Here is a 6843-nt window from a genome sequence, read left to right as displayed (position 1 = left end):
GGCACACGAGCGAGGAGTTTACACGCGAGTTGAGACGGACTCGGGGTGCCCTTGCCATGCCAGATGCAGAAGCTCCAGGGCACTCGCCACTGCCCCAGCACCAGGTAGAGCATCACGAGGTGCAGTCCTCGCTTGCCGTTGAGCACTCGCACCCACGGGTTGGGCGTTGCCTCATCCTCGCTCGGGTCGCTCAGATGCCGAAACTTGCCGCACTTCTCCAACGTGGTTAGGTCAATCAAGACTTTGAGGGGACTGCCAGAGCCTGGGAGATGCGATCTAATCTGCTGCAACACCTGGTGGCGAGTCGTTCGCAGCACTGAGCGAGTCGACCACTCATACTGATTGAGAAAGCGACTCAACGCACTCGCTGATTTTGTCTGGCACTGCTGAGGCAACGGATGACCCTGCGCCTCTAAAAACAAGCCTAAAAGAGATCTGAGACTGGCGTGCTGATAGGGGCTAGGCATCAAGTGAAGCAGGGCGTACACTAATCCTTGGGCGTGTTGCAAGATGGTTTCCATAACCGTCCCTTTTTATTTTCTACGCCCTTTCTTACAGATTTCCAGCTTCTTTGCAACTCCCTATTGAGACTGGTGCAAGATCTAAGTTAACAGAAAATCGCGGGTATCTCACTTCACTGCTACTGTCAGCCTGTGAGGAAGTTTTACACAAGCATGGTTTACATACACTCTGCATTGATCCAGACGCGCAGATTTTTGAAGGCGAATCTTTTCCAGAAGCAGATTTAACGATCGAAATCGCTAAGCGCTGGCAAAAGCAAATCGCTCGTGTCTTTAGTGGCAATGTTGAGCAATTGGTTAAGGCAACGAAGGACGGCATCAAAGTTGATCCACAAGCGATTCAACAGAACCCTGAAGGGGCGATCGAGCAAGTCGAGATTTTACTGACCAGAAAGTTCAGTGGCTATAAGGCAGAGAAGATTGCACAAGACATTGAGAAGTATGGTGGAGGCGCTGGAGAAGTTGCGGTTGCAGCAGCGACAGCGATCGGGCTAACGCCTGTTACCACTGCCGACGAATTTGCCCTTTCCGAAGGCATGAAAGCCGCTTATCTCAGCTACCGGGAAGCAGAACTCAATCCCAAAACTGCCTGGGATCGGATTGCTACCCATACAGGACTCTTGCCTGAACAACGGATTGCGCTAGAGCCATTTAACGCTCAGTATGGACGCAGCTTGTTTGCAGCCAAAGCCTTGACTCGCGGTATGGACGGCATCCGTGAAGCCCTACAAGATTCGTTTCAGCTTCGGCAAACTGAAGAGGTGGATGTTTCAGATGAACTGGTTTTAGCCGTTCGACGACTTCTAGATTTCCCCCATGCTACAAACTGGTGTGGGTTTGACGAACTGACTGCTTATGCCGAGGCAAACCCACGCCAGCGTTGCTCTTTGGGTGCGATGTCTGCTCAGGTAGATGAGCTAATTTCTAGCAAAATGCCGCCAGGAACAAAAGTCCAAGCCTTCTCTAACCGTCTACCAGGGGGAATGAGTGCTGAACCAAAACGACGAGGCGATCCTTTGGCAGCTTTGGCATACCAATTAATGACGGTTGGGGCTAATTTTCCTAAAGCGAGTAAGCAAGACCCGTTGTATCTACACTTTGCTTTACCCAAAGGATCAAGTTCTAAGCTACAAGGACTGTGGCGGGACTGGCTTAAGAGCAAAGTAGAAAATGACGCAGATGGCGGAACAGTCACCTTTGACGAGCTACGACTCTATCGAGAAGGAATGCTAGATTTCAAGCCTAATAAAGTTGTTGGAATGGCTCTCCCAAAGCGTCCAGAGTTTACCTATTCCACCATTCCAATTCCCGTAGTGTGGGGAGATGTGAATCACTCAGTGGCGTTGCTCAAATCCCTCCGTTTGGCATTAGAACTTTCCCTTGCGCCTGATTTTGGTTTTCCTTTTATCCTCAGTGCCAATTTAGAAATTGAGCCGGAATGGAATGTCTTTGGCAAAGTTGAGGGCATTCCTTCGGCGCTTCAGCCTCTCCTGAGTTCAGGTATCTATCAACGGCAAGGACATTTAACCGAGAAAGAGCAACAGTCCACAGTGACGGCTGAACAAGTGCGAGAACGATTGGAGTGTATCGGCAAGCTGACGATCGGTGTTTCCAGTCTTCAAAAAAGAGACGATTGCCTCTACGATTTAGCCCGTGCCGCTCAACGCCCACTTGATTTCTACCACGTTCTGCTGCGCTGGGTTTTGCGAGAGCAGGATGACCCCAATTTGGAAGCTGTCTGGACTCGAATTTGCGAACCTTTGAACCGTTTATTGAGGAGCCTGATGTCAGAAGAACACGATCTCGTTTCAAACTATCTCCAGCAAGCTGCCCACATTGCTGAAGTCGGCAAATTGCGAGGAAGCTCTTTCCGCCGCACTGCCCAAGCGGAACCTTTTTCCGAATTCATTAAGGCAGTGCGATCGCGCAAAGCACACATGGATTGGGACACCATTTTTGCGGCTTTAGTACAGGACTATCACACTCGTCTCGATCGCATTCGAGAACATGGAGTCGGTGCGACCAAGTATGAGCAAGTCAAGCAGTTCTATCAAGTCTTAAAGCAACTGTTTGATGAAGTCTATCACTCTCGTCCAGAGCGACTTTTAACCGATAGCAAAACACTGGAAGCGGCTTACCTGTTCTTCTTGCAACAAGCTCGTCAAGAACTAAAAGCCAAAGCAGAATCAAAAGCTGAAACCTCAAAAGCTGAAACCAAATAGGAGTCATCATCATGTCAATTGAAAAACTGAAACCCTTTCTTGCCACTAGCTACGAGAACTTTCCTAAAGGACGGACGATCGGCGCAGTCATTCTACGGACAACCCAATCAGAAACCATCTTTCGCACTGAAGGCACAGGCGAACCGATGTGCAGTGAGTATGTCCATGCAGGAATTAAACACACTCAATCCATCCCGCGCTTGGTGATGACAAAGCGCAAACAAGTTGCACCAGAACGACGACGAGGGCGAGAATTTTTGCGATCGCATGAGTTGCTTTACACTGCGCCCAAAAGTGATGCGCCTTGTGCCCTCAACACGAATGCTCCCTGTGAGATGTGCATCGACTGCTTTTTGTATGGGTTTGCGGCAGGAGGAGAAGGCGCACAAAAGAGCCGCGTTTGGACAGAAGATGCGTTTAGTGTTTTGCCTGCGACTGAACTCATCGGCGATCGCACCATTAATGCCGTTTTTGAAACCGGAACCATGCGGGACGAAAAAGGTAACGCCTCAACTGCCCTCAACACCAGTGAATACATCAAACCGGGTGTTCATTTTCTCGATATTGTGACCTTTAGAGATGTTACAGCCGATGAGTTGCGGTATGCAATCGGTAACATCTTGCTGACCACTCGGTATGGAGCCGTTTCCAGTCGCGTCGGACGAATGGAAAACCAGATTCTTGGACTCTTTGGTGGCATTGCCGAACTGCCAAGCTCTCTAGAATTGGTGCAAGGTGTCTACGACAAACTCGATGCCGCTGCCTCACTGGAACATCCGCTAGAACCGGAACCACTCATTACTGCGGTTCAATCCGTCATTGCTACCTGGACAAACAAGCGAGGCATCTCAATGCAGCTATCTGTTAGTGAACTTGAGGCATTGATTAGTGATGTCGATCAACATTGGGCACTGAACGAACAGGAAACATTCCTCAAACGTCTTGATCAGATTTATGCGCCGCTCCGAAAAGTAAAGAGTGAAGGCAAGAAGAAGGAAAAAGCAGAAAAGCAGGAGAAATAGGCAATGCCACAGTTAGAGCTTTCGCTGGCTTCCTCCCCTTTGCCCTTTCAATCGGCGCGGCTTATAGAGTTGTGGTGTGCTGAACCCGTCTTTTTTGCGTCACGAGAACTATCGGATACCTATTACACCGAAGGCACGATCGGCAACTATGCCCTTGCCTATGCGCTGGGGTGGGCACGATCTCCCTATCGCTTGACGGGACAAGATACCGGACGACCCCGATATATCGAAGATTTAACGCCCCTCGCCGAACAATGCTATGTTCTTCCTGCTTGGCACGTCGAAGGCAACGCCTCATTTCGGTTTGAGCGGTTCAATGCCTTGTCAGATTCCTATTGGTACGCCATGACCAACAACCGTGTAGCAATTGCACGGGAAGACCTTCCGCTCAAGCGCACCGGAAAGAAACCCAACACGTTTCGCCCTAGCAATTTCCCTCAAACGGGACGCTTGCGAATGATTGAACGGGGCAATCGCTTTCGGACGATCGCGCTGGGCGATTGTGAACTGCCTGAATACATTCGCGTGGGCAAATTCATGAGCAAGGTGCGGGTTGAGATTGTAGAGGAACTGGCGATCGCATCACTCCCAACAGACACCTATCACTGCCACGCCTACCTCAGCGCGGCTGATCTTCCCCGTACCGATCTTGAATTACTTTCGTTTGATCTCATCTCCATACCACCTGTATCTCTGTTAAAAAACCTGCATTTTCGTGGAGCAGCTTGGCAAATTGGCAAATTCACTCTGCCTGCAAACCTGCAATTTTGTGGTGGACGTATCTTATGAGTAATCTTCAAATTAGCCTTGAACCCCGCAGCATTGCCGCCTGTGTAAATCTTCCACCTGCTTTGCAATTTATGGGACAGGCACTTCAACATCAGGTTGATGTGTATACGGCAGCAAAAACAAGCGATATTATTCTCGATCTTGCCCCAACAGGAACCGGAAAAACCAAAGCGGGGTTGAGTGTGTTGCTTCACAACCGCCAGGGCAACGCAATTTACATTGCACCCACCAACGCCTTGATCGAACAGCAAACCAAAGCCGCAGAAGATTTTGTGCGAGATGCGGGACTACCTCACGTTGTTAAAGCTGCATCTGCACGGCACGTCAAAGATTGGTCAAACGATCGCGTCGGGCATCGCTCCGGGGAAAAACTCTACAATGTTCTGCGTGAACCTGCGACCATTTTTTCTGAATGTGGCGGTGGTAGACCACTTCTGCTGGTCACAAATCCAGATATTTTTTACTATGCAGCTTTCTTTCAATACAATCCGCTCGATCGTAGCAACATCGCCAGTGTCTTCTACAGCAGCTTTGCAACCATAATTTTTGACGAGTTTCACTTGTATGATGCCAAGCAACTCGTCAGTTTGTTCTTCTATCTTGCGCTCTCAAAGGTTTTGGGGTACTTCCAACATAATCGAAAAATTGTTCTTCTGACAGCAACACCAGAACCCTCCTGCGAAGCGGCTTTGGAAAGATTAGAAAGCGCTGGTGTCAAAATTTCCCGTATTGATGGAGAAACACAAACTGAACATCTTAAACCGTCTCAAACGTCAGTTTCTCTAGAGATTCGCAAGCAATTAGACAAGCAATTGCTGATAACGGAGATCTCCAATGAAGTGATCCAACGACTGAAGGAACATCCTGACCAGAATGGTGCAGTTATCCTTGATGCAAAGGATACACTAGGTCGAATTGCAACTGATCTTCGAGAACGGGGCTATGCTAACTTTTGCGGACGCATTACAGGTGACACCAAAAGCGATCAGCGCCAGAAAGCAGCACAAAAACAAGTTATTTTGGCAACGAGTACGGTTGATGTCGGCTTTAACTTTGAGCGAGACGTTGAGCCAGAGCGCCAAAGTCTTGATTGGTTGATTTTTTCAACCCGCGATCGTTTTGCCTTCTGGCAACGTATTGGTCGTGTAGGGCGAGTTCTCGGTAAGAGGCAAACTGAGATTCCATCGGCAGCGATCGCGTACTTACCAGAACAAGCATGGGAGCAAGGAATTGAAAATTTAGATTGTGCAGGCGGACGAGAATCGATCAGGCAGATGCTAGAAAGTCTGGACTGTATGAAGCATCCGTTTCTAGAAATCTACTGGCGGTCGGAAGCCTTTCTAGAAATTGCTAAACCTCTGCTTGAGCTTGAATCATTTCTAGAGAATTTTCCTGAAGCCTCTTTAGTGACTCAGCTTTACGAAACCTTGCAGACTGTTTTGGGTGGAAAACGGAAATGGAACTTCTATCGCAAGCGTATGAATGTTCTTAAAGGTGCAGAAACCATTGCCAGCAAAACAGTCAAAGAAATTCAGAGAGACTGGAAATACATCAAGGGTGGTCAAAGCTGTGTGATGAGCTTTTTGAGAGCCTGCTGCCCAGAAGATCTTGAAGATGTTGAATCTGGACGAGCCTCGATCAAAACGATCGAAGAAATGGTTCAAAAAGACCAGAACCTTGCAGAAAACTTAAAAGAATATGCCGAAATTCTCAAAACAAGCTACGCCCCTTTATTTCGATTCCGAGACAGCTTATTTGAAAATGTAACTATCTACGACCCCAAAAAACTGCTCCTAGATGAAGTTGGAGAAACAAACCTTGACCCAATTCATCTTCTACGTTTTCTTGAGTTTGAGGAAGATGGCGATCGTATTGAAATCACTTCACGCGCTGAGGAACCCTACCAGCTATCTTTCTCTCTACGGGTCGAGAGCCTAGAAGATTTCAAGAACACGCTTCTATGCAAACTTTTTGCCTTTGAAAAGTGGGGCATCCGACGAATGCAAGGAGATAGTTTTCGTCCAACAGAACTACCGAAAGCATTGAAAAAAGCAATCGAGGGCACACTCATCCCTGGCGTGATTGTCTCCGAAACTGCTAAGAACAGTTGGGCTATAGTACGCCTAAAGAGACAAAGATTAGAGTGTTATCCAATTCACGTTTCCTCTCCCGATTCTTCAACATTTAAAAAATACTTGTTCTTTCCTAGTTTGTCTGGAATTCTCGCGCTCGCTTCTGCTGGAATTACTTTGCAATGTCCTGATAATGAAGATTTTTGGATAGTTTGAA

4 protein-coding genes and 1 pseudogene are annotated in these 6843 nt (G+C 48.0%); 4 read left to right on the top strand and 1 reads right to left on the bottom strand.

Features of this window, described 5'->3' with window-relative positions:
* A pseudogene (locus A8707_RS20940) lies at nucleotides 1-521 on the bottom strand (IS701 family transposase); the annotation flags it as partial.
* Nucleotides 522-571: 50 nt separating this feature from the next.
* Here A8707_RS20940 and A8707_RS20935 point away from each other — a divergent pair.
* Genes A8707_RS20935 through cas3 form a run of 4 tightly spaced genes read left to right on the top strand, consistent with a single transcriptional unit; the run spans nucleotide 572 to nucleotide 6842 of the window.
* Nucleotides 572-2743, top strand: a complete 2172-nt coding sequence (locus tag A8707_RS20935; RefSeq protein ID WP_197484939.1) for a CRISPR-associated protein Csc3 — start codon at nucleotides 572-574, stop codon at nucleotides 2741-2743.
* Between the two features lie 11 nt (nucleotides 2744-2754).
* Nucleotides 2755-3765, top strand: coding sequence for a type I-D CRISPR-associated protein Cas7/Csc2 (gene cas7d, locus A8707_RS20930; RefSeq protein WP_068819145.1), 1011 nt, complete (start codon nucleotides 2755-2757; stop codon nucleotides 3763-3765).
* Nucleotides 3766-3768: 3 nt separating this feature from the next.
* On the top strand, nucleotides 3769-4554 hold the full coding sequence (cas5d, locus tag A8707_RS20925) for a type I-D CRISPR-associated protein Cas5/Csc1 (protein ID WP_068819144.1): 786 nt from the start codon (nucleotides 3769-3771) through the stop codon (nucleotides 4552-4554).
* Complete coding sequence (gene cas3 / locus A8707_RS20920) at nucleotides 4551-6842, top strand: type I-D CRISPR-associated helicase Cas3' (protein ID WP_068819143.1); 2292 nt, start codon at nucleotides 4551-4553, stop codon at nucleotides 6840-6842. Before cas5d ends, cas3 begins: the two co-directional genes overlap by 4 nt.
* The last annotated feature ends 1 nt before the right edge of the window (nucleotide 6843 follow it).

Origin of the sequence: Phormidesmis priestleyi BC1401 (assembly GCF_001650195.1) — a bacterium.
Taxonomy (GTDB): Bacteria; Cyanobacteriota; Cyanobacteriia; order Leptolyngbyales; family Leptolyngbyaceae; genus Phormidesmis_A; species Phormidesmis_A priestleyi_B.
The sequence above is the reverse complement of the archived record's forward strand: the minus strand, read 5'-3'. Positions and strand labels throughout refer to the sequence as shown.

Coding starts and splice junctions, on each gene's coding strand:
- cas7d (WP_068819145.1), top strand. CDS start 2,755: ATGTCAATTGAAAAACTGAAACCCTTTCTTGCCACTAGCTACGAGAAC.
- cas5d (WP_068819144.1), top strand. CDS start 3,769: ATGCCACAGTTAGAGCTTTCGCTGGCTTCCTCCCCTTTGCCCTTTCAA.
- cas3 (WP_068819143.1), top strand. CDS start 4,551: ATGAGTAATCTTCAAATTAGCCTTGAACCCCGCAGCATTGCCGCCTGT.